8 protein-coding genes are annotated in these 23568 nt (G+C 61.8%); 1 reads left to right on the top strand and 7 read right to left on the bottom strand.

Annotated features, from left to right (window positions below; genetic code table 11):
- Positions 1-822: 822 nt before the first annotated feature.
- Positions 823-4383, bottom strand: a complete 3561-nt coding sequence (locus H3T93_RS08875; protein WP_144176718.1) for an RCC1 domain-containing protein — start codon at positions 4381-4383, stop codon at positions 823-825.
- Positions 4384-4683: 300 nt separating this feature from the next.
- On the opposite strand from H3T93_RS08875, the gene H3T93_RS08870 reads away from it, so the two are divergent.
- Positions 4684-5733 carry a LacI family DNA-binding transcriptional regulator gene (locus H3T93_RS08870; RefSeq protein WP_144176719.1) on the top strand — a complete coding sequence of 350 codons (1050 nt, stop codon included), beginning with the start codon at positions 4684-4686 and terminating at the stop codon, positions 5731-5733.
- Positions 5734-5738: 5 nt separating this feature from the next.
- On the opposite strand, the gene H3T93_RS08865 is transcribed toward H3T93_RS08870, so the two are convergent.
- From H3T93_RS08865 to H3T93_RS08845, 6 genes are all read right to left on the bottom strand, one after another.
- Positions 5739-8162 (bottom strand): beta-L-arabinofuranosidase domain-containing protein, encoded by a 2424-nt coding sequence (locus tag H3T93_RS08865; RefSeq protein ID WP_186363853.1) that lies wholly within the window; start codon positions 8160-8162, stop codon positions 5739-5741.
- Positions 8163-8449: 287 nt separating this feature from the next.
- Positions 8450-12064, bottom strand: coding sequence for an RCC1 domain-containing protein (locus tag H3T93_RS08860; RefSeq protein ID WP_232348796.1), 3615 nt, complete (start codon positions 12062-12064; stop codon positions 8450-8452).
- Positions 12065-12375: 311 nt separating this feature from the next.
- The gene (locus H3T93_RS08855; protein ID WP_332461928.1) at positions 12376-15786 is read right to left on the bottom strand and encodes an RCC1 domain-containing protein; all 3411 of its coding nucleotides are present in this window, start codon (positions 15784-15786) and stop codon (positions 12376-12378) included.
- 193 nt (positions 15787-15979) lie between these two features.
- Positions 15980-16177, bottom strand: coding sequence for a hypothetical protein (locus H3T93_RS09210; RefSeq protein WP_144176723.1), 198 nt, complete (start codon positions 16175-16177; stop codon positions 15980-15982).
- A gap of 344 nt (positions 16178-16521) precedes the next feature.
- Entirely contained in the window at positions 16522-20028 is a 3507-nt protein-coding gene (locus tag H3T93_RS08850) for an RCC1 domain-containing protein (RefSeq protein WP_198214757.1), read from the bottom strand.
- Positions 20029-20361: 333 nt separating this feature from the next.
- A partial coding sequence (locus H3T93_RS08845; protein ID WP_198214756.1) for an RCC1 domain-containing protein occupies positions 20362-23568 on the bottom strand: 3207 nt, incomplete at its 5' end.

The following is a 23568-nucleotide window of genomic DNA, read 5'->3' as shown; positions in this document are numbered from 1 at the left end:
CCCCCCCCCCCCGGTGAGTATAGGAGCGTCCGCCTGGGCGGATGCGACGCTCAAACCTGTCAGTAGGCTCAGCAGGACGGTCGTCATTGCCAAGATGCGGCGCAGACGGAAAACCATATGCATGAAACCAAAACCCCTTCACCAAACGTCAAGCGGTGTCAAAGCCGCCTGCACATAACGTCTTGTCTGTCGGAAAGTCCTTCTGTCTTTCAATGCCGACTCAGCATCAGATTGCACGAGCCATAGCGGAAAGCCATCTGTTTTCCGACACCCCTATTTTCACCATACCACCAAGTTAAAAAGCAACACACGAAGTAATTTGTGGTAAGTGATTTGGAATTATCTGGTTTATAGACCGTGTCATCGTCGGTTTTTACGGCAGCACAATAATTCCGATTAATCGCATCACTGGTGAAAGCGCTGCGTGAGCATTACCCTATTGAATCTCGCCCCCGCCACGATATTCATCACTGATTGGCCATAGAACGCTGATAAACAACGGAATCGGCGGGGGTTTCAGCATCTCAAAGCAGCCGACTATAGAAGCTTGCTCTTGCTTGGTCTGCAAAAAGACGACCCAGACAAGCATGGTAACAAGTAGCAAACAACCATAGGTTTTGTTCCTGACACGAAACAATAACCTCCAACGTCAAGAGCAGTTGCTTCCTTTATCGCTGTCGTGTGGTTGATCAATAAGTGTGGTGGGGACGCGGGAGGGGCGTCGGCTCACTTGGGGATTTGAGCGTTTAGTGACGCTTGCTTCCCTGCTCCCCTTATTCTGGCAGAAGGTGGGAGGGGGGTGATATATGCCCTCGGCCTTTCTTACTCGTGCAAAGCGTGCAATAGGCGGTGTTGTTCTCTCCGGTGGCGGCGGGATGCCAGCACTGCGCCCATGCCGGTCATGCCGGTAGCCAGGGCGAGCATGATGCCTTCCCCTCCGGCCCGGGGGAGCACACCTGCAGACAGGTACGTGTATCTGAGGGAGGTATCGGTCAGAGTCTGTCCTGAGCCGCCCATCGTGTAGTCCACGCTGACCGTGACCGTGCCCGGCACATGCGCAGGCGTGAGCACGGTGACGCTGTTGCTGTTGTTGATATTGGTCAGATTCGTGCCGGGGCTAGAGTCGAACCTGGCTGCGCTGATCACCCGAGACAGGTTGAACTCCACTAACACCGGGGCATAGGCATCTTTTTCGCTGTTGTTGCCGAGCTGACCATAGCCGTTGTATCCCCATGCATACGTGTATCCATCCTTGCCGATAGCCAGAGAATCCCAATTTCCCGCACTGACCAGAGTGCTGTTCAGACTTAGATCAGTGTTGTTTGGGGATGCAGGATTTCGCACTTTTGCTGGTTGTCTGTGAACAGTGGAACTGTCATAGTTGGTATAACCAAGTTGGCCGTAATCGTTTCGTCCCCACGACCATGCAACCCCATTGATATCTATAGCTAGGGAAGTGTCATATCCTGCACTGACTTGGCTGGCTTTGAAGGCGATAGAGGGATTGTCGGGATTGTATACCTGCGTTGGAACAAAGATTCTGTCAGTCTTCGTGTTTTGCCCGAGTTCGCCCCAATAATTCCATCCCCATGACCAGGTGTTCCCTTGGGCATCGATTGCAATGGTATGCTCAAAACCAGCGCTGATTTGAACGCTTTTTAAATTTTTGCTTGTATCATCGGGATGGTTCGGATCGCGCACGCGCCCAGGAACAGGATTCGCACCGTTGAAGCCGCTGCTGGTGCCGTTGCCAAGCTGACCATAACTGTTGAATCCCCAAGCCCAGGTGTCCCCGTTCTTGTCAATCGCTAATGAGTGGGCTCCTCCCGCAGCTACTTTTATTGCCACCAGCCCTTTGCTTGCATCCGTAGGATGTTCTGGATCGCACACGCGTACGGGAGCGCTCGAGTATTTGCTGCTGGTGCCGTTGCCGAGCTGACCATAGTCGTTGCGTCCCCATGCCCAGACATTACCTTCCTTGTCGACTGCCAGTGAATGCTCGCCTCCAGCGTCAACCTGTATGGCCTTCAGCCCCGTATTTACATTGGAATGTGTAGAAGGATCACAGACACGCACGGGAACCGCTGAATATCCGCCACTGGTGTTGTTGCCGAGCTGGGCATATGTATTGTCTCCCCAGGCGTATACGTATCCGTCGCTGCCTAAGGCCAGTGAATGCCGGTATCCGGTGCTGACCTGCACATAGGTAAAGTCATCAGACACGCCTGCAGGCTTTTTCACCGGGACCGGCGTTTTCTGCTTGGTGGTCGTGGCCGACCCGTTGCCAAGCTGGCCATACCCGTTGTCTCCCCATGCGTAAGCGTTCCCGTCACTGCCCACAGCCGAGGAAACACTATTGTGCATATTGCCAGATCCAATTGAATTGCTGATTTGGTTGAATTTAACGCCGCTGGCACTGTCTGGCGGGGTGATGGTGGTGGTTTCGTTGCCGAACTGGCTGCCCCTGTCGGGGCTGATGGTCCACGTGGTTCTGGGGTTTTTACTGGTCCAGTGGGCGGTGAGCGTGATGTTTTCAGTGACGGGTGTGCTGAAGTCGTAGGCGGTGTTGCCGGTGAACCATCCGTCGAACTGGTAGCCGTCGCGTGTCGGGTCGGGGGAGGGTCGTTTGGCCCTGCCGTACGGGTAGGGGACCTGCTGGTCTTCGGGTTTGGTGCTTGCTTCGCCTGTGTCGAAGGTGACTGTATGGGTGGTGTCTGCTGTGGCGTCTCTGGTCAGTGGCTGGCCGACCGTGTAGTCCAGGCTCTTGGTGAAGGGCTGGCCGTATTGTTTGCCGGTGATGGTGATTGGGGCTGGTCCGGGCTCGCGGGCGGGCATGTCCGCCTGCCAGGCGTCGCCGGTCTTGCTGAGTTTGAGGGGCTGGCCGTCCATGCTGGCTGTTTCCAGAATGGGTGCCTGTGTGGTGTTGGTCCTTGTCGGCTTGCCGGGCTTGCCTTGAGCGTCCGGGCTCCACTGGTATAGGCGGCCTTGTCTGCTGGTGGCGGTGATCCTGCCGTCGGCTTCGGCGGCCTGCATGTACCGCCGGCTCCCGTCGTCCGCGCGCACAGGTTTGCTGCCGGGCTTCCAGGCCCAGACTTGGCCGTCCTTGCCGGTGATGATGGCCTGGTTTCTGTTGGTGGTGATTGAGCGGGCTTTCATACTTTCCGGCAGGCTGGCTGCTGTTATTTTGGTCGAGCTGTCGGCCAGGTACCAGGCGTGTCCGTCCGCGTCCAGGAGGAGGACCCCTTGGCTGGGAGCGTGGGCTTGGATGATGCGCATGCCTTGGTCTTGTTTAATGCGTTCGAGCTTGGCTTTTCCTGTGCTGTTCGCGTCCCAGGTCCAGGTTTGCCCGTCCGTGTCCAGGATGAGAATCCGCTGGTCGGAGGCCACGGCGGTCACGGCCTGCGCCTGCCCGGGCAGGCTGGCCGTGGCCTGTTCGGTGAATTTCGGGGTCGGGTCCTGGCTGCCGGTCTGGCTGTCCTGGTAGGCGTGGACCCGGCCCTGCTCGTCCACGGCTAGGAGTCGGTCATCGTTGATGCTGATGCTAGTGAAGTGGGTGTTGTGGCCGGTGTCAAGGATGGTGGGCGTTGCTTGTTGGCTGGTCCATGTGTAAATATGCTGGTCGGATCCGAGGGCGGCCCGCCAACGGCTGCCGGCTGTGGCCTGCAGGTAGTGGAACCCTTCGGCGGCATAGGCGGGGGAGGGCACCTGCTTGGGTGTGCTGTCTTTCGTCCAAGTGTAGATGCTGCCGTCGCCGGTCAGGCCGACGGTCTGCTCGCCTGTACTGTGGATATTGCTGAAACGTGGTTCTTGCTTGTCGGGCGGGTTGATGGCCAGGCGGGCTCCGGAGGCGGGCCCATGATCCGGGCTCAGCGTCCAGTCTGTGACTTTGGTCCACTGGGCTTTCAGGGTTGTGTCCTGGAGGATGGGGGTCTGCGAGTCGTAGGGCTGGCCGTCATGCGTCCATCCATCGAACCGGAAGCCATCACGTACAGGGTTGTGTTCCGGAGGTGAGGCGAGAGTCCCGGTTTTCACGCTCTTCTGTGTCGGTTTGCTGCCGTCGGCAGGGTCGAAACGCACCACATGCGCGGCCTGATTATCTGTCTTATCGGATGTGCTATCAGGCGAGTCCGTCGTTGACGGGGTAGCTTGTATAGGCGATGGCGAGGTTAGTGGGATGTCTGTTCCGTTGCTGGGGAGGGCGGCAGGGGTTTGCTCAGCTACACCAGGTGTCTGTAGACTTCGCCCGATATTCGCAGGAGCGTCCGTCGGCCCGGCGGAAGCGACATCGTCCGCGTTGGCGGAAGCTGTTGCCAGGCCTGCCAGCAGGCTCAGCAGGACGAGCATCATCGCCGATGCGCGACGCAGACGAGAAACCAGACGCATGAAATCAAAGCCCCTCCGCTAACAGCAAGCGAAGCCCTCATCGCTTGCCTACAAACGTCTTGTCTGTCGAAAAGCTGTCCGGTGTGTCAGCGCCAGCCCTGCACCAGTCGAAAAGGCCAAGACAAAAACCGCTCAGATCCTCAACATCCCAGCACTCACCATACCATCGAAACAACATATAGCTGTATTGTTGACCAACCGCGGCAGTAACGAAAGCGACGCGTTAGCAGTGCACTGTTAACTGATATTTATCTTTAAGTCCTTGTCTGTCTGGCGATAGAATGAGCTGACATATCAGGCGTGAGGGAAGCGACGACCATAGTGACGACTTTGGACGATGTGGCCGGTGAGGCCGGGGTTTCGCGGATGACTGCATCCAACGCCCTACGGGGCAAATCCTCAGTCAAACCCGCCACGGCGCGTCGGGTGTTGGAGGCGGCGCAACGTCTGGGGTACCGGCCCAATCTGGCGGCCCGGCGGCTCAGCTCGGGAAGGTCCGGAATCATCGGCTTCTCCACTGTGGAGCTGGACCGTTCGCCCTTCTCGGCGGCCCTGGCGGCGGCGGTATCGGATCAGGCCTTCAGCATGGGGTATCAGACGCTAATCCAGCAGACGCGGCAGATGGCCAGTTACGAGTCATCCATGGTGGCAGACATCGCCACACAATTCTGCGAGGGAACCATCCTGTCCGCGCCGGCCCTGTCCGCTGACTCTATCATCGCGCTCAATCGGCGCTATCCCTTGGTGGTTTTCGACGGCCCGCGGCTGGACCGGTCCGTAGACACCGTGCGCAGTCCTAACCGCCAGGGTGCCCAGGCGGCAGTGGAGCATCTTATAGACCAAGGTTGCCGGCGGATTCTGGTTCTTGGCGCCGCCTACAAAACCCCGGACCAACTGGCTCGGTCCATCCGAGGGCGGGAACAGCGGCTCTTGGGTGCCATGCAGGCAGCACAAGGTCATGGAATCCGCCTGGGGCCTGAAGATGTGGTCGACTGTGACTGGGATCAGGGTAGCGCCGACCAGGCCATGGTCGCTCTGCTGGCTCGCCGCAGGGATTTTGACGGGGTCTTTGCCCTGACGGATGTGGTGGCCATCGGGGCCCTGCACGCGCTGGGTGCACATGGTGTGCGAGTGCCCGAGCAGGTTGCTCTGATTGGTTTCGACGGGCTGGAAGTGTCCCGCTTCCTCACACCTGCCCTTTCGACCATTCGCGTAGACACTGACCGGGTAGCGGCTGAGTGCCTGGGACTGCTCATGGCTCGGATGAAGGACCCGCCCGGCAGACATCAGCCTGAGCAGGTGGACCTGCCCTTCACACTGGTGGAGGCTGGCAGCACAGCCCGGTCCTGAACTCTTCAACCGCGAATCAGTGCCAGAGTCAGCAGATCAGGGGTGGGACCTTCGTCTCCGGCTTGGACCTGTACCCTGACAGCCCGGTCGGGCAGAGCGTTCAATCCATGACCGGTCAGGGGGTAGCGGTCCAGTATGCTGCCGTTTTCGCGGCTTCTTACGGGCTGGCCCAATTCCAGGCCTTCCGTCCGCAGGGAGTAGGGTGCGGCGCTGTGCTGGTCCCGCATGGCAACCTCCAACATTTTCGCGCCGCCGGTGGCATCCCGCAGCCGGTATGAGAAGCAGCCCCCGGCCAGGGCGTGACGGGTGTTGATTCCCTCAATCAGCTCCTGCCGGTCATTCCTGCCCTGATACTCGTGGTCGATTTCGGACTGCTGGGACCCGCAGTCCACCCGGTCGCAGACCTGCAGCTCATGGGCCTGCTCCTGTGCATCGATCTCTTCCAGGGCTCGGCGAACACGGTCCTTATCGCCATCCTTCGCCCAGGGTAGGTAGACCGAGTATCGCGAGGCTTCGATGGAGGTGAAGGGGACCAGTAGCAGGCGCGAATCGGTCCACCCTTGTTTTCCGGTCATGGGTCTGGAGACGGCCACTTCTATGGCGCCGTCGTCCTGGGGGTGGGGTAGCAGGAAGTCCTGGGGCGCTCCTTGGAGCACGGGCAGGTCGCCCAGCGGACGCAGGGGGCCGGAGGCGATGTGCCCGGCACGGGAGTCGTCAGCCTTCAGGCCTATCAGGTCGGCATCGTCGCTGCGGGCGGCCATGACCTTGACCCCGCGCAGTAGGCTGACCCAGTCCGAACCGTCGGGCAGCGGCTCGGCAGTCACCCGGACCTGGTGGCACAGCTCCAGGCTCACTCGGCCGGTCCAAGTCAGATGCAGGTGGTCGAAGCGGGGGCCGCCATCCGAATCGGACTTCACTGGCTCGACGGTCATATTTGCCTGGCCTTGCTTGATCCGGTAGCTGGCATCCTCCAGCCACCAGGGATGGCGCAGGTAGAGGTCCAGAGTCTGCTGGCTCTGGTCGTCTGCTTCTAGATCCAGGCATCCAATATTGGTGGTCCCGGGGCCGGGAGCGTAGGCCAGGCTGATCCGCAGCCCGCGCTGGGACCAGTCCAGGCTGGCGGGGATGAAGAGGTTGACCGCGAGAGACGCGGATTCCTGTTCGAGATCCTTTCCGGGTCGGCGCTCGAAGATCATGGCGCCGTAACGGGCGTGGTTTTCCAGGCCGGTGCCCACACAGCACCAGAAGGAACGCTGTGCGCTGGAATAGACCCTATAGTGCCGGGGTCGCATGGGGGTGAAGTAGACGAAGCCATGCTCGCGGATGCCCACCGTGGAGACCAGGTGGTTGACCAGGACCCGCTCATAGAAGTCCAGGTAGCAGGCCTGTCCGGTGCGGTCGTAAAGGCGCAGTGCCAGCTTGGCCATGTTGTAGCTGTTGCAGGTCTCCAGGCCCTCGCGGGAGGTGACCATGGCCGAGAAATCATCGGGTGGATTGAAATGCTCGGAGACGGAATGGGCCCCGATGGAGACCGTGCGCTTGTCCACCACCCCATGCCAGAAGGTGTCCACGGCTTTGCGGAAGGCCTCGTCTCCGGTGATCTCGGCCAGACGCTCGTATCCCAGGACCTTGGGTATCTGTGTATTGGCGTGCAGGCCGGTCAGCTGGTCCTTGCCGGCGGCCAGCGGCTCGAAGAAGGGACGATCGGTCAAGCGACGGGCCTGGCGGAGATAGCGGTCCTTTCCGGTCAGCTGATAGAGGCGGGCGAAAGCCTCGTTCAGGCCTCCGTACTCGCAGGTCAGCATGGTCTGAAAATTCTGTTCGTCGATATTATCCACCAGGTCGCACCACCAGTCGGCCAAGCGCAGGACCATAACGCGGGCCATGTCGGAGGCGCTCTTGGTTTGGAAGGACTGCCAGCAGTCCAGCAGGCCGGCAAAGAGCTTGTGCAGGTTGTAGAGGGGCACCCAGGAGCCCAGCAGATCGAAGGACTGGGCCTGCACGTGGTCCTGCCGCAGGTTCTGGAAGAGCTCGGCGCTGTGAGGCATGCCGCCCAGAAAGCCGTCGCCCGAGGCATCCTGGCACTCGAGCAGGCCGGTCAGCATGCGGGTGGCGCGCTCCAGGAAGGGCCAGGTTTGCAGACTCTGCCAATAGGCCGCCAGTCCGGACAGGTAGTGGCCGCCGATGTGGCCGTCCAGACCCATGGACTCCCAGTTGGGGTATGGATCCGCTTTGGCGGGCAGACCTGCCTCGCGCCGGTAGGGGGCCAGGAGGCGATCAGGATCCAGACTCAGCAGGTAGTCCGAGCCGGCCTGCTGTGCATCGGCGTAGATGCTGCCGGGGGTCAGTCGGACCTGGGATGGTGCGAAGCGGACATCCGGTTCAGGATGGTTTTGCGCTGATTGGGATTGATGGCGTGCGTCGGTCATGGCTCCTCCTTGCGACGATTCGCCGGCGGTGTTCGGGGTGCCGTTCGGACAGGCCTGTGGTGGCTGAGTCGTCGGCGTTGCTGACGATAATTGTAGCGATACATATACGGTAATGTCGCGGTATAAGCCATTGTCCATATTGGCGATGTTGCCATGCGATGCCATTGCCGGTCTGAAGGAAGTATATGGGTGGCCCCATTGCGTCGGGGGAGTTGGGGCCACCCCTGTGGTCCGGGCTTTGTGTTGGGGATAGTGATAACCCGGACCTTCTTACACAAGAGAAGTCTTTATTGTTGTCGGCTGAGGGTTCCCAGCCGGTGGCGTCTGGCTGCTGCAGCGCATGCGAAGGCGAGCAGCCCGGCGACTAACAGGGGAAGCAGGCCGCCTCCTCCTGCCGAGGGCAGCAGGCTGATGGAGGTGTACCGATACGTGTTGCTGGTATCGGGGGTTTGGGCTGCTCCATCCAGCCTCCAGTCGATGGTGACGGTTGACGTGCCGGGCATGTGTGCCGGCGTGGTCGCCGTCCAGGTGCCGTCGTGGTTCTTGGTCAGGTCAGGGGCTTCCACATTGTCGAACAGGACATGCGTGGGGGTGCCTTGCCCGGGGAAATTGTCCATGGCCGGGCTGGCGGCCTGGGTGTTGCCGGCGTCGCGGCCCAGCTGACCATTGGTGTTGTCTCCCCAGCTGTAGAGGTTGCCGTCAGAGCCCAGGGCCAGACTGTGCCATGCTCCTGCGCTGGCTTGGGTGAACGTGATGCCTGCCGGCGTATCGGTTTTGCCTGGCATGTCTGCCGGGGTTTTGCTGGTGTCGCGGCCCAGGCGCCCATGGCTGTTGTCTCCCCAGGTGTAGAGGTTGCCGTCGGAACCTAAGGCGATGGAATGTTCGTCTCCTGCGCTGGCTTGGGTGAAGGCGAGATCTGCCGGGATGTTGGCTTTGCCTGGCTTGTCAGCAGGTGTGCTACTGGTGTCGCGGCCCAGTTGTCCATTGTCGGCATTGCCCCAGGTGTAGATGCTGCCGTCGTCGCTTATGGCCACGGAGTGGCTTCTGCCTGCGCTCGCATGGGTGAAGATGATGCCTGCAGGTGCGTCGGCCTTACCGGGCTTGTCTGCCGGAGAGCTGGTGGTGCTGCGTCCGAGTTCGCCGTGGGTGTTGCCACCCCAGGTGTATGCATTCCCCTGAGTGTCGAGAGCCACTGTGTGGCACCAGCCTGCACTGACGCTACTGAAAGTGACGTCTGCCGGAGTGTCGGCTTTTCCAGGCTTGTTTGCCGGGATGCTGCTGGTGTCGCGGCCCAGTCGGCCGGCGCTGTTGTCTCCCCAGGTGTAGAGGTTGCCGTCCGAGCCCACGGCTACCACATGCGATTCGCCTGCGCTCGCCTGGGTGAAGGTGATGCCTGCCGTGGACTCCACCTTGTTGGGCCTGTTGGCTGGTTTGCTGCTGGTGACGGCACGGCCCAGCTGGCCTCGGCTGTTATCTCCCCAGGTATAGAGGCTGCCATCGGAGCCCAGGGCCACGGAAAATCCATAGCCTGCGCTGACATGTACGAAGTTGACGCCTGCAGGGGCCTCCGCTCTGCCGGGATGACTGTCCTGCTTGTCGGCGGTGTCGCGGCCCAGCTGCCCATGGCTGCTGTTGTCGCCCCAGGTGTAGAGGCTGCCATCGGAGCCCACAGCCCCGGAATGGAGGTCTCCTCCGTCGACTTGGCTGATGCGGATGCCGCGTTTCATCGGCGGGGTCAGTGTGACGGTCTGGCCGCCTGATTCGGGACCGCTGGCCTTGTCGAGCTTCCACTTGGTGTCGGCACTGCTCCAGTGGGCGGTCAGGTTCACCTTGCCGGTGACCGGCCTGCTGAAATCGTAGGCTGTATCGCCGGTGAACCAGCCGTCGAACAGGTAGCCCCTCTTGGTTGGATCCTTGGCGGGGCGTTTCACATGGTCGCCCTCCGTCACGAGTTGGAGGTAGAACCCACTGCCACCGGCGGGGTCGAAAGCGATAAGGTAAGTGCCCAGGTACCTGTAGGGCAGATGCGCGTCTGGACGCTTGCCGTTCATTTTCCAGGTGATGGCCACATCCACCCTGCCATGCTCATGTTTGGGTGTGGTGACGCTCCAGGTGCCGTCCGTGTTGGCGGTCAGATTCGTGCCGGGCGTCCCACCGAAACTCACCTTGTCAGGTTTGGGATCCTCGGGGAAGGCGACCATGCCGGGACGGCTGTCGTAGTTGCCGCTGGTGCGGCGTCCCAGCTGGCCGTACTTGTTTTCTCCCCAGCTGTAAAGGTTGCCGTCCGAGCCGATGGCCAGGGAATGGGAATAGCCTGCGCTGACCTGGGTGAATTTTGCGACGCCTGTCGGCACGGTGACCTTGCCTGGCTTGGTGCCGTATAAAGCTGATCCGGTGTCGCGTCCCAGCTGGCCCCGATTGTTTTCTCCCCAGCTGTAGAGGTTGCCGTCCGATCCCAGGGCCAGGGTATGCCTGAGTTCTGTGCTGACCTGGGTGAATTTTGCGACGCCTGCCGGCATGGTCACCTTGCCCGGTCTGCCGTCACGGTAGGGATAGCCGCCGGTGTCCCGTCCTAGCTGGCCGTGTTCGTTCCATCCCCAGCTGTATAGGCTGCCGTCTGAGCCGGTGGCCAGGGATGTCCACTCTCCGGCCGCGATCCAAGTGAATTTTGTGATGCCTTCCGGGGTGGGCACTTTGACCGGTTGGCCGTCTTTTCCCGCCAAAGCGGTGTCGCGTCCCAGTTCGTCATAACTGTTGTCCCCCCAGGTGTAGAGATCGCCGTCCGAGTCGAGGGCCATTGAGTAGAAGGTTCCTGCGCTGAGCTGCGTGATTTTCGTGATGCCTGCTGGCATAGGCACTTGGCCTGGCTTGACGTCGTATGCGGCCGAACCCGTGTCGCGCCCCAGTTCACCGTGCTTGTTTTCTCCCCAGCTGTAGAGGTTGCCGTCTGATCCTAGGGCCAGGGAATGCCATTTTCCTGCGCAGGCTTGGGTGAAGCGGACGCCGGCCGGGGCAGTGACCAGGCCCGGCTGATTGTCTATCTCGGGGTCGTCTTTCGGGGACTTGCTTACGGTCTCGCGCCCCAGTTCGCCGTAACTGTTGTGTCCCCAGCTGTAGAGGTTGCCGTCCGAACCGATGGCCAGGGAGTGGTAGTAGCCGGTGCTGACCTGGGTGAAGTGGACACCATCTGGCGGAGTGATAAGGCTCGGCGTGCGCTTTTCTTCTTCAGGGGTTCCCAGTATGTAGTTGTTGTCTCCCCAGCTGTAGAGGTTGCCGTCCGAAGCGATGGCCTGGGAACCTTCTATTTTTGCGGGAATAATATGGCTGAAGCGTATCTCTGGTTTGGTGGGCGGGGTCAGGGTGATCTTGGCGTCTCCTGTGGTTTTCCCAGAGGTGGGGGAGAGGCTCCAGGCGCTGGTTCCCTTGGTCCAGTGGGCGGTCAGGGTCAGGTCTGTGGTGACCGGCTGTGTGAAGTCGTAGGCCACCTTTGAGTCGCCGTTGGCGTCTTTGGTGAACCAGCCGTCGAAAAGGTAACCCTCCCGGGTTGGGTCCTTGGCGGGCCGGCTGGCCTGGGTGCCTTCGGCAATGGTCTGCGGGTCGATGCTGCTGCCGTCAGCGCTGTCGAAGATGACCTGGTACGCCGTTGAGGCTGTTTGCGGACGGCCGGATGTCGCAGTCGTCGGCATGGATGCGACCACGGGGGTTGCTGTGCTGAAGGAAGCGTCTTTTTGTTGTTCTGTTGCGGTTTCTTCCAATTTGGTCGGCTGGGGTGGGTTGATTGTTTTCGCGGTGGCGTCAGCCGCAGTGAGGCTGCCGATAATCATGCTGGCTGGAAGAATGACGATGACCTTCAAAAGGTCTACAACAATGGCTGACCGGGAAGATGCGTCCGGATGGCACATGATCGCTACAAACCCCTTTCCCAAGATAAGGCGGTCAAATGATGAAAATCCCAAGTTTTTCATCGACTGCGTGCCGGGCACATTCCCGGTAGCTAGACAAACGTTAGCATACAGGGTCGGGCCAAAACGGAAGCAACACCCGGATAAATCAAGTAAAAAATGTTATGTCAAATTTTGGAATGGAAGGATTTCTGTCCAGGAAGGGGTAAAAAAGAGGTGGGTGGCTCCGTTGTGTTGGGGGATTGGCGGGGCCACCCTGGTTGGCCGGGCCGTCTTGGGATGCGACCTGGCTGCTTACTCGGGTGAAGATTCTAGACGTGCAGGCTGTGGGTTTCGCGCCGGTGGCGTCCGGCCGCGGCGGCGCCGGCTGCGGCGAGCAGCCCGGCGGCGAGCAGGAGAACCGTGCTGCCGTTGCCGCCCGTCAGGGGCAGGGTGCCTTCGTAGGTGTAGGTCAGGTGGGCCTGGGTCTGGATGACGCCGCCCAGGGTCCAGTCCACGATCACATCAGCCCGCCCCGGACTGTGAGCGGGAGTGGCCAAGGTGACGGACCCGTCAGAATTCTGCTGCAGGTGGTCCACAGCCGTCTTGTCGAACTTGACACCGGTGATTTGCAGTTGTCCGAGCATTACTGGTACCGGCACAAGGCTTATGGCAGCGTCTACATATAACCCTGTGGGGATGCTGGTGTTGCCGAGCTGGCCGAACCAATTGCATCCCGTGCTGTACGCGTTGCCGTCCTGGCCGATTGCCAGGGTATGGAGGCCTCCGACGCTGACTCGTGCGGGTGTGAATCCCTTGGCGGGGTTGTCTTGATCAGCAGGCGGTGACATCTGCACAGGCGTCTTCTGCGGGTCGTTGGTGCTGTTGATGCCGAGCTGGCCCCAGTTGTTCAGTCCCCATGCCCAGGCTGTGCCGTTCTCATCGCCGACTATGGTTTTGTTTACGCCGCCGCTGATCCATGCTACTTTGAATCCCTGGCTGGAGTCCTTGGGGTTCCGTACCTGCATGGGAGTTGACTGATTCTCATACCCGCCATCGCCGAGCTGGGCATCGGCACCGTATCCCCATGCCCAGAGGGTGCCGTCCTGGCCGATGGCCAGTGCATGGCAGTCTCCAGCGCTGATCCTGACTGCTTTGAAGGCCTTGCTGGCATCCTTGGGGTCGGGCACGCGTGCTGGGTCGGCAGCATATTTTTGGCTGTAGTCTCCTGCGATTGTGCCGTTGCCGAGCTGCCCGTAGTTGTTGTATCCCCACGTGTATACGTTGCCGTCCGCATCCAGGGCCATGATGAAGCTGTAGTTGGCGCTGACCTGTACCGCATGTAGCCCCTGGCCGGAGCCGTTGGGGTCCTTGGCCAGGGTCGGTGTCGGCCTGGCCGTGCCGCATGAGTAGGCGGCGTAGTGCTCGCTGCCCCAAGTATAGACGCGTCCCTGCGGGTCGATGGCTGCCGAGTCGGAGGAGCCGGCGCTGATCTGGACGGCTTTGAAGGGCTGGCCGTCCGCGCCCTTGACGGGCTGGGGCTTGGAATGGTTTTGTGTGTCCTTACTGCCGTTGCCGAGCTGGCCCTGGTCGTTGGCCCCCCAGGCGTAGACAATCTGGTCGGAGCCGATGGCCACCACGTGGGCGCCGCCTGCCGCGACCTGCGTATAGGTGAAACCCGAGGCCACGCCATCCGGCAGAGGGACCCTGACCGGCGTCTTCTGCGTAGGCGTCTTGTCTGGATCCTGGCCCAGCTGGCCGTCCTCGTTGGCGCCCCAGGCGTAGACGTTCCCGTCGCTGGCCACACCAACTGAGAAGCCACCCATATCGAGGCTGGCGCTTATCTGGTTGAAGCGGATGCCGCGGCTGAGCCTGGGCGGGGTGATGGTGGTCTGCTGGCCGCCCAGCACGTTGCCCTTGTCTGGGCTGATCGACCAGCCGCCGGTGTTTGCGGGGCTCCAATGCGCGACCAGGGTGATGTCCGCGGTGACCGGCTGGCTGAAATCATACGCCACCTTGGAATCGCCCTCGGCATCCTTGAGGAACCAGCCATCAAACAGGAAGCCGTCCTTGGCCGGGCTGCTGGTCGGGCGTGTGGCCTGTTTGCCTATGGTGATCCGCTGCTGGTCTGGTGTCGGCTTGCCGCCGACGCTGTCGAAGGCGACCGTGTAGGAGTTGATGTAGGTGTAGTCCAGGTGCGTGTCGGGCTGCTGGCCGTTCATGGTCCAAGAAATGGCTACGTCTACCTGTTCTTCCGGATGTGCGGGCGTTGTCACGTTCCACGTACCGTCAGTGTTGGCAGTCAGGTTTGCTCCCGCCTTATCGCCGAAGCTGACGCGGGTCGGCTTGGGCTTCTCAGGGAAGCCGACCACGCCCGCCTTGGTGGCGGAAGACTTGGTGGTGTCGCGCCCCAGTTGGCCGCTATCGTTATTTCCCCAGCTGTACAAGTTGCCGTCCGATCCCATGGCCAGGGAAGAGGCCACACCTGCGCTAGCTTGAGTGAAGCTGACTCTGTCAGTCGGGGGTGGCACTTTGCCTGGCTTTTTTCCTGGTGTGCTACTGGCATCTCGTCCCAGTTGGCCGCTGGTGTTGTCGCCCCAGCTGTACAGGTTGCCGTGCGAATCGACGGCCAGGGAATAAGATAGCCCTGCGCTTGCTTGGATGATGTTTTGATTGCTTTCTGGTATGGATACTTTGCCGGGTTTGTTTTCTGGCGTGGTGCTGGTGTCGCGTCCCAGTTGGCCGCTATCGTTGTTTCCCCAGCTGTACAGGTTGCCGTCCGATCCGATGGCTATGGAGAAGAGTTTTCCTGCGCTTGCCTGGGTGAATGATGTGACTCCGTCAGGTGGGTCAACGATGCCTGGCCGGTCTGCTGGCGTAGTGCTGCTGGGGGTGCGTCCCAGCCGTCCATCGCCGTTGCTTCCCCAGCTGTACAGGTTGCCGTCCGAATCGATGGCAAGTGAAAAGAAAGTACCTGCGCTGACCTGGGTGAAACGGATGCCTGTTGTCGGCGAAGTCACGATGCCTGGCCGGTTTTCTGGCGTGGTGCTGGTGTCTCGTCCCAGTGCTCCCTTGGTATTGCTTCCCCAGCTGTAGATGTTGCCGTTCTCATCCAGGGCCAGGGCATGCCATGCCCCTGCGCTGACCTGGGTGAAGCGGATGCCTGTTGTCGGCGGAATGACGATGCCTGGCCGGTTTGCCGGTGCTTTGCTAGTGTCTCGTCCTAGCTGGTCTGTCGTATTGTCTCCCCAGCTGTAGATGTTGCCGTCCGAGCCGACCGCTAAGGAATAGTCGTTTCCTGCGCTGACTTGGGTGAATTTATGGATGCCGGCCGGAGGGGTGATGATGCCTGGCTGATTGGCCGATATGCCGCTGGTGTCTCGCCCCGACTCGCCTCCCCAGCTATATATGCTGCCATCCGACCCCAAGGCCGCGGAATTTGAGTTTCCTGCGCTGGCATGGCCGAAGCGGATTCCACGTGAAGGAGGAGGGGTCAGGACCACTCTTGTGCCGCCGGCTGTAAGCCCCTTGACCGGGCTTATGCTCCAATCTTTAGTCCATTTGGCGGTCAGAGTGGTGTCTTTGGTGACGGGCTGGGTGAAGTCGTAGGCCACGTTGTCGGTAAACCAGCCATCGAACGCGTATCCAGGACGAGCTGGATCGTCTGGCCTTTGGGCTTGTATGCCTTTGGTGATGTGCTGGTCTGGTGTGGTGGATCCCCCTTCAGGATCGGTGAACTTGATGGTGTATTGCGTTGCTGCGCGTGTTTGGGGTTGGCTGTCGGCGGTTTTGTCTTCGGTGCTGTTGTCTGGTTTGGGTGCAAGGGGGGATGTTGTGTTTAGGGGTGATGGGGTGGCCAGGGGTGACTGGAATGTTGGTGGTGTGGCCGGTGTGGTTGTAGGTGTTGCATCACTGGTGGAAGTGCCGGGGTTTTGCTTAGCTACGCGAAGGGTCTGACGACCCCCCCCCCCCGGTGCCTCCTGGCATGGCCGGCGCAGCGGCCATGCCAGGCTCGCTGTCGGCCGTGTCGGCTGCGGCAAGGCCTCCAGCGATCAGGCTGGCAGGCAGGATGACGGCCAGCAGCAGGCTGACGGCCATAGCCGGACGGCTGTGCGTGTACGGATGCTGACGCATGATAGGCATGAACCCCTTCCACAGGAGACGCAGCAGCGCTTCCTGAACTCCCCAGACCGGCTCCCCGCCGGAGGCCGGGTGCAATCCCGGCTCTGATCTGCAACAACTCTATCACGACACCGGCCATGCCCACGCACGGCTCAGCCGCAGCCTATGGGAGACGAGCTCAGGAAGGTCGGCCTTGCGCAGTAGGAGGGGCCGCCGGTTTGTGCTTGCTGGACCTCATAGAGAGGCGGGTGGACAGAAAGAATGGGTGGCTCCGTTGTGTTGGGGATTGGCGGGGCCACCCTGGTTGGCCGGGCCGTCTTGGGATGCGGCCCGGCTTGCTTACTCGGGTGAAGATTCTAGACGTGCAGGGCGTGGGCTTCCCGCCGGTGGCGTCCGGCTGCGACGGCGCCGGCTGTGGCCAGCAGCCCGGCGGCGAGCAGGAGAATCATGCTGCCGTTGCCTCCCGTCAGGGGCAGGGTGCCTTCGTAGGTGTAGGACAGGCGGGCCTGGGTCTGGCCAACCCCGCCCAGCGTCCAGTCCACGATGACGTCGGCCTGCCCCGGATTATGTGCGGGCGTGGCAAAAGAGACGGACCCGTCAGCGTTCTGCTGCAGGGAGCCGACCGCTGCCTGGTCGAACTTGACGCCGGTGATCAGCAGCGCCGAGTTGAACGCCACCGGGGTCGGCATGCTGCTTTGCGTCGCGCTTCCGTTGCCGAGCCCGCCGTACTGGTTGTCGCCCCACGCGTAGGCGTTGCCGTCACGCCCTATGGCCAGGGAATGAAAGTATCCTCCGCTGGTTCGTGCTGTTGCGAGCCCGGTGCCGGCGCTGCCCTGGCCTGCGGGCGGCAATACGCGCGTGGGCGTGGACCGGTTGCTGGTTGTGCCGTCGCCGAGCTGGCCGTAGACGTTCCATCCCCATGCCCAGGCTGTGCCGTTCTGGTCGACGGCCAGGGAGTGGATCGCGCCTGCGCTGATCTGCGCGACTTGGAATGGCTGGCTGGAGTCTGAGGGGTTTCCTACCAGTTTGGGCCTGGGCCTGTTGGTTGTCGACCCGTCCCCCAGCTGCCTGAATTTATTGTACCCCCATGTCCAGGCGGCGCCGTCCTGGCCGATGGCCAGGGCATGGAATCCTCCGGCGCTGATCTGCACGGCTTTGAAGGCCTTGCTCGTGTCCTTGGGGTCGGGCACGCGTGCCGGGTCGGCGGCATACGTGGTGCTGTTGTCTCCCGTGGCTGTGCCGTTGCCGAGCTGCCCGTAGTTGTTGAACCCCCAGGTATATACGTTGCCGTCAGCGTCCAAGGCCATGACGAGGCCCCAGCCGACGCTTACCTGGACCGCGTGCAACCCCTGGCCGGAGCCGTCGGGATCCTTGGCCAGGGTCGGCGCCCGCTTGGACGTGCCCCAGGTGCTGTGATCGTTGTATTCGCTGCCCCAGGTGTAGACGCGCCCATCCGGGCTGATGGCCGCCGAGTCGGCGTAGCCGGCGCTCACCTGGACGGCCTTGAAGGGCTGGCCGTCCGCGCCCTTGACGGGCATCGGACTGGTCTGAGGGGTATTTGCGTCCAGGCTGCCGTTGCCGAGCTGCCCGTGGTCGTTGGTGCCCCAGCTGTAGACGATGCCGTCGCTGCCGATGGCCAGCACGTGGTGCCCGCCTGCCGCGGCCTGCGTGTAGGTGAAACCGGAGGCCACGCCGTCCGGCAGGGGGACCTTGACCGGCGTCTTCTGCGGAGTGCTGCTGGTGGTGCCCTGGCCCAGCTGCCCGTACTGGTTGCTGCCCCAGGCGTAGGCGTTCCCGTCGCTGGCCACCCCTATGGAGAAGTTGTTTGTCAAGATGCCGGCGCTGACCTGGTTGAAGCGGATGCCGCGGCTCAGCTTGGGCGGGGTGATGGTCGCCTGCTGGCCGCCCATCGCGTTGCCCTTGCTTGGGTTGATCGACCAGCCGCCGGTGTTGGCGGGGCTCCAATGTGCGACAAGGGTGATGTCTCCGGTGACCGGCTGGCTGAAGTCATAAGCCACATCGGATTTGCCATTGGCGTCCTTGAGGAACCAGCCGTCGAACAGGAAACCGGCCTTGGCTGGGCTGCTGGTCGGGCGTGTGGCCTGCTTGCCTATGGTGATCCGCTGCGGGTCTGGGACCGGATTGCCGCCGGCGCTGTCGAAGGTGACCGTGTGGGGGTTGATGTAGGTGTAGTCCAGGCGCGCGTCGGGCTGCTGGCCGTTCCTGCTCCAGGAGACGGTCACGTCCGTCTTGCCTCCTGCATGCTGGGGCGTGGTCACGCTCCAGGTGCCGTTCGTGTTTGCAGCCAGATTTGTGCCCGCAGTCCCGCCGAAGCTGATGCCGGTCGGCCTGGGAGACTCGGGGAAGGCGACCATGCCTGGCCGGTTGGCTGGCGTGGCGCTGGCGGGGGTGCGTGCCAGCTGGCGGCTGCTGTTGTCTCCCCAGCTGTAGAGGTTGCCGTCCGAGCCCAAGCCCAGGGCATAGCCCCCTAAATAGCCGCCTTCGATTCTGCCTTGGGTGATTGTGATGCCGGCCGGCATGGCCACTCTGCGTGGCGTACCGTCTTGCGTGCTGCTGGCGCTGCGTCCCAGCTGGCCTTTGCTGTTGTCTCCCCAGCTGTAGAGGTTGCCGTCCCATCCCATGGCCAGGGAATTATCGCCACCTGCGATGACCTGGATGAATCGTGTGACGCCTGCAGGCGGGTTCACTTTGTGCGGCGTACCGTCGTTCAACGTGCTGGTGCTGGTGAGGGCGCGTCCCAGCTGACCTAGGGAGTTGTCTCCCCAGCTGTAGAGGTTGCCGTCCGTTCCCATGGCCAGGGAATGATAGTATCCTGCGCTGATCTGGGTGAATTTCGTGCCGTCTGCCGGCATGGACCCCTTGCTCGGCGTGTTATGTTGATTAGAATCAGCACCGCCTATGCCCAGTTGCCCGGTACCGTTGTTTCCCCAGCTGTAGAGGTTGCCGTCCGAGCCCAGGGCCAGGGAATAACCACTGCCTGCGCTGAACTGGGTGAAGCGGACGCCTGTCGGCGGGGTGACAACGCCTGGTAGGTTTTCTGGCGTTTGGTTGGTTTCTCGTCCCAGCGCCCCGTTGGTTGTGTTTCCCCAGCTGTAGAGGTTGCCATCGGAGCCCATGGCCAGGGCAAAGTCTTTTCCTGTTTCGATGTGGCTGAAGCGTATGTCGGATGTGGTGGGCGTGGTCAGGGTGATCCTGGTGCCTCCTTCTGCTGGGCCGGAGGTGGGTTTGAGGCTCCATGAGCTGGTTATCCTGGTCCATTTGGCGGTCAGGGTGATGCTGCCGGTGACGGGCTGGCTGAAGTCATAAGCGACGGCGGTGTTGCCGGTGAACCATCCGTTGAACAGGTAGCCGTCCCTGCTCGGGTCCTTGGGTCTGGAGGCCTGTCCGCCGCTGGGGACGCTCTGGGAGGGTGTGTTGGTTTTGCCGTCGGGGTCGTTGAAGGTGACGGTGTAGGCTGCGCGTGTCTGGGGTTGGCTGTCGGTGGTCTTGCTTTGGATGCCGGTGTCGCTTGGCTTCTTGGGCGTGGCCTGGGCGCTGGTGAGGGGGGAGGCGGTGTTCAGGGGCGAAGGCGAGGGCAGCGGAGACTTGGGGCCGGCCGGCAGGGTTGGTGTGGGCATTGCGGGGGTGGCGCCGGGGTTTTGCCGGTCCGTGCCGGGGGTGTGACGGCCTTCCTGGTCTGTGCTTTCCGGTAGGGCGGGCGTGCTGGCGCCCGTAGCGGATTCGCCGTCGGCTGTGTCGGCTGTGGCGAGTCCTCCGGCAATCAGGCTGGCTGGCAGGATAATGGCGAGCAACATGCTGACGAGGATGGCCCTGCGGCTGTGCGTGTTCGTATGCTGACGCATGATCGGCATGATCCCCTTCCCAGGAACTGTTGCCGCGTACTTGGAACTCCCCCGGTCTGGCTCCCCCGATAGATGGCAGACACAATCCCAACCTATATACAAATGCTACCACGGTTCGTTCGCATGCTCCAAGCGCCCGTCAGCCAGCCTGCCGGGCTGCTTGGCTGAACACTATATGAAGACTGCTTCACACCTTATTGACTCATTCCAGAGAGGGGTATAAAGGGTGGATGCAAAGAGGCGGGTGGCTCCGTTGTGTTGGGGGATTGGCGGGGCCACCCTTCGGCTGGGCTAACTTGGGGTTTAGTCCAGCCGCTTACTCGGGTGAAGATTCTAGGCCTGCAGGGCGCGGGTTTCCCGCCGGTGGCGTCCGGCTGCGACGGCGCCGGCTGCGGCGAGCAGCCCGACGGCGAGCAGGAGGATCATGCTGCCGTTGCCGCCCGTCAGGGGCAGGACGCCCTCGTAGGTGTAGGCCAGGTGCTCCTGGGTCTGGCTGACGCCGCCCAGCGTCCAGTCCACGACCACGTCGGCTTGCCCAGGATTATGGACAGGCGTAGCAAAAGAGACGGACCCGTCAGAATTCTGCTGCAGGGGGTTCACCACTGTCTTGTCGAAGCTGACGCCGGTGATCAGTAGCGAATTGAATGGCACTGGGGTCGGGTTGCTGCTCCGTGCCGTGTCGTTTCCGGTGCCGAGCTGGCCGTACTGGTTGTCGCCCCAGCTGTAGGCGTTGCCGTCCTGGCCGATTGCAAGGGAATGCTGGCTTCCGGCGCTAATGCGTGCAGCTTTGAATCCCGTATCGGCATTGTTCTGTTGCAGAAAGCCATTTATCTGTGTTGGTGTCCGAGCGTTTTTGACGGTTCCGTTGCCGAGCCGACCGTAGCCGTTGTCCCCCCAGGCCCATGCTGTTCCTTCCTTGTCAATGGCCAGGGTGTGATTCGTTCCAGTACAGATTTGGCTGGCTTGGAATCCTTGATTGGTGCCTGTGGGATCTTGTACCCGAACGGGGCTGTACTGACGATCGGCAGTGGAGCCGTTGCCGAGCTGACCCCGATCATTCCATCCCCATGCCCAGACTGTATCGGTCGTATCAATGGCCAGAGCGCTCCAGCTTCCTGCGCTGATTTGTTTGGCTTGGAGGGGCTGACCTGTTTTGCCTGGGTATTGTACTGGCGTGGGTTGGTTCGTATAGGAGAAGTCACTAGTGCCGTTGCCGAGCTGCCCGTAGTCGTTGTACCCCCATGCATAAACGGTGCCGTTCTTGTCCAGTGCCATGATGAAGCTCCATTCGACGGCGACCTGGACTGCTTGCAGCCCCTCGTTCGAACCACTCGGATCCTGAACCAGGGTTGGGGTTGATCTAGACAGGCTGTATGAGCCGCCGCTGTTGCACTCACTGCCCCAGGTGTAGACGCGCCCCTGCAGGTCGATGGCCGCCGAGTCGTAGGCGCCGGCGCTCACCTGGACGGCCTTGAAGGGCTGGCCGTCCGCACCCTTGACGGGCTGCGGCTTGGAACGGTCGCTGGTGGTGTTGTCGCCCAGCTGACCGCGGTTGTTGGCCCCCCAGCTGTAGACGATGCCGTCGCTGCCGACGGCCAGCACATGGTAGCCGCCCGCCACGGCCTGCGTGTAAGTGAAATTGGAATCCACGCCAGCCGGCAGAGGGACCCTGACCGGCGTTTTCTGCCGCCTGCTGCTGGTACTGCCCTGGCCCAGCTGGCCGTACTGGTTGCTGCCCCAGGCGTAGGCGTTCCCGTCGCTGGCCACGCCCACCGAAAAGCCACTGGCCATTCCGATTTCATAGCCACCGGCGCTTATCTGGTTGAAGCGGATGCCGCGGCCGAGTTTGGGCGGGGTGATGGTCGCCTGCTGGCCGCCCAGCACGTTGCCCTTGTCTGGGCTGATCGACCAGCCGCCGGTGTCCGCGGGGCTCCAATGCGCGACCAGGGTGATGTCCGCGGTGACCGGCTGGCTGAAATCATAAGCCACATCGGATTTGCCCTCGGCATCCTTGAGAAACCAACCATCAAACAGGAAGCCGTCCTTGGACGGGCTGCTGGTCGGGCGCGTGGCCTGCCGGCCTTCGGTGATCCGCTGCTGGCCCGGTGTCGGCTTGCCGCCGGCGCTGTCGAAGGTGACCGTGTAGGGGTTGATATAGGTGTAGGTAAGGTGCGCGTCGGGCTGCTGGCCGTTCATATTCCAGTTGATTGTTACGTCGGTCTTGCCTCCTGCATGCGGGGGCGTGGAGACGCTCCAGGTGCCGTCCTTGTTGTCCGTCAGGCTCGTGCCCGCTGTCCCGCCGAACTTGACGCCGGTCGGCTTCGGCTTCTCAGGGAAGTCGACCATGCCGGGATTGGAGTCGAATTTCCCGCTGGTGTCGCGTCCCAGCTGGCTAGCGCTGTTGTCTCCCCAGCTGTAGAGGTTGCCGTCCGAGCCCAGGGCCAGGGAAAAGTACCCATTAATCATGTTTGGCGCGCTGGCTTGGGTGATTGTGATGCCTGCCGGCATGGCCACTTTGCCCGGCGTGCCGTCTTTCGCTGCGCTGGGGTTGCGTCCCAGCTGGCCGTTGGTGTTGTCTCCCCAGCTGTACAGGTTGCCGTCCGATCCCATGGCCAGGGAATAACCGTTTCCTGCGCTGATCTGGGTGAATTGCTTGACGCCTGTCGGCATAGTCACTTTGCCTGGCTGATTGGCTGGCATGGTGCTAGTGGGGGTGCGTCCCAGCTGGCTGCTGGTGTTGTTTCCCCAGCTGTAGAGGTTGCCGTCCGATCCCAGGGCCAGGGAGTGGGTGTATCCTGCGCTGATCTGGGTGAATTGCCTGACGCCTGCCGGCATGGTTACTTTGCCTGGTTGGTTGGCTGGCGTGGTGCTGCTGCTGCGTCCCAGTGCATTGAAAACGGTTTCTCCCCAGCTGTAGAGGTTGCCGTCCGATCCCATGGCCAGGGAATAATCAGTGCCTGCGCTGATCTGGGTGAATTCCGTGACCCCTGCCGGCAGGTTCACTTTGCTCGGCGTGGCATGAGAATTATCATCTGTAGTGCCATAGCCCAGCTGGCCGCAATCGTTCCGCCCCCAGCTGTAGAGGTTGCCGTCCGAGTCCAGTGCCAGGGAATGGCCGAATCCTACACTGATCTGGGTGAATTGCCTGACCCCTGTCGGCAGGGGTGCTTTCCCCAGTTTGTCATAAGAGGTGGTGGTGGTGCCGTTGCCCAGCTGGCCGCGTTCGTTCCCTCCTCCCATGCTGTAGAGGTTGCCGTCCGAGCCCAGGGCCACGGAGAACCCATTGCCGGAGCCGGCCTGGGTGAAGCGGTCGCCTTCTTCAGGCGGCTTGACGATGACCGGTCGGTTGGAGGATACAGTCTTACCGCCGTAGGCTCCCCAGTAGTAGAGGTTGCCGTCGGAGCCCACGGCCAGGGAATTCATGATCCCTGTGCTGATGTGGCTGAAGCGTATGCCGGATGTGGTGGGCGTGGTCAGGGTGATCCTGGTGCCTCCTTCTGCTGGGCCGGAGGTGGGTTTGAGGCTCCATGAGCTGGTTAT

The sequence above is a fragment of the Bifidobacterium sp. M0404 genome (assembly GCF_016101415.1).
GTDB classification, from domain to species: domain Bacteria; phylum Actinomycetota; class Actinomycetes; order Actinomycetales; family Bifidobacteriaceae; genus Bombiscardovia; species Bombiscardovia polysaccharolytica.
This window is presented reverse-complemented; position numbering and strand designations above follow the sequence as displayed.